Annotated in this window: 3 protein-coding genes; all 3 read left to right on the forward strand. The window is 63.9% G+C overall.

From position 1 onward, the window contains the following. Positions 1–177 precede the first annotated feature (177 nt). Positions 178–681 carry a MarR family winged helix-turn-helix transcriptional regulator gene (locus tag WA989_RS11725; RefSeq protein WP_424340680.1) on the forward strand — a complete coding sequence of 168 codons (504 nt, stop codon included), beginning with the start codon at positions 178–180 and terminating at the stop codon, positions 679–681. Then, positions 678–1,628, forward strand: a complete 951-nt coding sequence (locus tag WA989_RS11730; protein ID WP_424340681.1) for a S41 family peptidase — start codon at positions 678–680, stop codon at positions 1,626–1,628. Before WA989_RS11725 ends, WA989_RS11730 begins: the two co-directional genes overlap by 4 nt. A gap of 49 nt (positions 1,629–1,677) precedes the next feature. Further along, positions 1,678–2,511 (forward strand): radical SAM protein (locus WA989_RS11735; protein WP_424340682.1); only part of this gene is annotated, 834 nt, incomplete at its 3' end.

Here is a 2,511-nt window from a genome sequence, read left to right on the forward strand (position 1 = left end):
GGGAAGAGGGGTGGCTTAGGTTGATGGCATCAGTGCGGCGGAATTTCGAATTGTCGCGCTGCATCATCCAGCAAGTTTGCTTTCAGGCCGAATTGCAGGGCCTGAAACAGATGGCACCCCAGCCCCAATTTCGATTGCGCCTTGCGGCCTGCATTTATGTAAGTTATTACATATAAGATGACAAATGATGATTTCCTGAAAGAATTAGGCGTCACAGCGCTTGGCACGCGGCTGCGGCGACTGCTGGAGCGGCTCAACGGACCTGTGACGCAGCTTTACCGCGATGAGCTTGGCTTCGAGCAGCGCTGGTTTGCGCTTCTCCAGCTGCTGGGCGCACGGGGCGAGGTGCGGATGGGCGAGGCGGCAAGCGCGCTCGGCGTCAGCCATGTCGCCATCGTGCATGCCGTGACCGAGATGACCCGCAAGGGCCTTGTCGAGAAACGCGCAGATAAGGCCGACAGGCGCGTCTCCCTGATTGCGCTGAGCGATGGAGGCCGCGATGTGCTCGCGCGCGTCAGAGCGCTTAGCGGGCGCGTGGACGAGGCCGCGCTTGGCCTGCTCGCGGAAGCTGCGCCTGACTTCATGACGAGCCTCAACCGGCTGGATGAGGCGCTGGAGACGACAGGCTTTGCCGAGCGACTTGAGGCCGCGCGAGAGACAATGAAGGACGATGCGAGATGACTGTACTGATGGCTGCGGCGCTGGCCGCGCTCTGCCCGGCTGAAGCCGGCGTCCTGGACGAGGCCGCCAGTGCTTTTGAGGCGCATTATGTGCTGCAGGACCGGGCACCTGAAATCGCGAAAGCAATACGCGAGGATGCCGCGCGTCTGCCGCGTGCGGAAGACTGTCAGGCGCCGGCGCGCTTTGCCGATCAGGCGACGGCCTATCTGCGCGAGGTGTCGAGCGACAAACACGTGATGCTCGAAGCGGCGCGGGATGTGACCGATGCCACGGAGAGCGAGGAGGGCGGCTCCTGGATCGAGGACTGGTATGCCGCCGCGCCTTCGGCGAATTATGGCGTTGCGGCGGTCGAGATCCTCGACGGCAATATCGGCTATCTCAAGCTCACCAGCTTTTACGACCTGCCCGAGACATGGGCGCGCTATGGCGCGGCGTTTACGCTATTGCAGGACACACAAGCCCTGATCCTTGACCTGCGCGGCAATGGTGGCGGGTCTCCCGAGGCAGAGCTTCGCGTCCACTGGACCTTTCTGGAGCCGGCGGCCACGCCGCCGCTTGTCATGGATCGCGGCGCCGATGGCCTGGAGGAGCGGCCTGTGCCCGACATCGGCTGGCCGTCCTATGGCGGTGGGCGGCCGGTCTATATTCTCACCAGTCACCGAACCTTCTCGGCTGCTGAAGCGGTCGCCTATGGCTTGCAGGCCGCCGGCCGGGCTGAGGTGGTGGGCGAGGTCACAGGTGGCGGCGCGCATATGGTCGGCGATGCGCTGGCGCTGACGGGCGGCTTCAGCCTCTACATGCCGGAAGAGCGCCCGATCAGCCCGCATACAGGCGCGAACTGGGAAGGCCTTGGCGTCCAGCCTGATATTGCGGTCGACGCGAGCGAGGCGCTTGATACGGCGCTCGATGAGCTGGCGAGCTTGCTTGCGGCAACGACGACCGACTAGGGGGAATCCCGGATAGCAATGCTTTGCCGCCTCGTGTCTTTGCAAGGCCATGAGACAGGACTGGATCCCTTATGCGCAGGCCGCCGTGCCGCGCTATACGAGCTACCCGACTGCTGTTCAGTTCGGGGATGGAGTGGGCGAAGCTGACGCGGTGCGCTGGGCCGGGGCGGTCGACCATGACAAGCCCATCTCGGTCTATGTCCACGTGCCCTTTTGCGAGCGCCTCTGCTGGTATTGTGGCTGCCATACGAGCGTGCCGAACGGGTATGATCGCGTCGCCCGTTATGTCGACTATCTGCACAAGGAAATCGATCTGTGGGCCGCGCATCTTCCCGCGCATGGCGGCGTCAGGCACCTTCACTTCGGTGGTGGGTCTCCCAATGCGCTTTCAGCCGACGATTTCATCGCCGTTTCGGAACATCTCTGCGAGGCGTTCGGCCTGTTGCCGGACGCAGAATTCGCCGTCGAGCTCGATCCGCGTTCCCTGACACCAGAGCGGATTGGCGCTCTGGCGATAGGCGGCGTGACGCGGGCCAGCCTTGGGGTCCAGACGCTCGCCCCGCACGTCCAGAAGGCGATCAACCGGATCCAGCCGCGTGATATGCTCGCCCAGGCTGTTGAAGATATTCGCGGGGCCGGCATTCGCGGCGTCAATATGGATTTGATGTACGGCCTGCCGCACCAGACCGTCGAGGATGTGATCGATACCGCCTGTTTCGGCACAGCTATCGGCGCCGACCGGGTGGCTGTGTTCGGCTATGCGCACGTGCCATGGTTTGCCAAGCATCAGCGCGCAATTGACGAGGCGGCGCTGCCCGGCCTTGCGGCGCGCTTCGAGCAGGCCGAAGCTGTGTCCCGCACGCTGCGCGCGGCAGGCTATGAG

The organism is Henriciella sp., from assembly GCF_049649345.1.
Classification (GTDB): domain Bacteria; phylum Pseudomonadota; class Alphaproteobacteria; order Caulobacterales; family Hyphomonadaceae; genus Henriciella.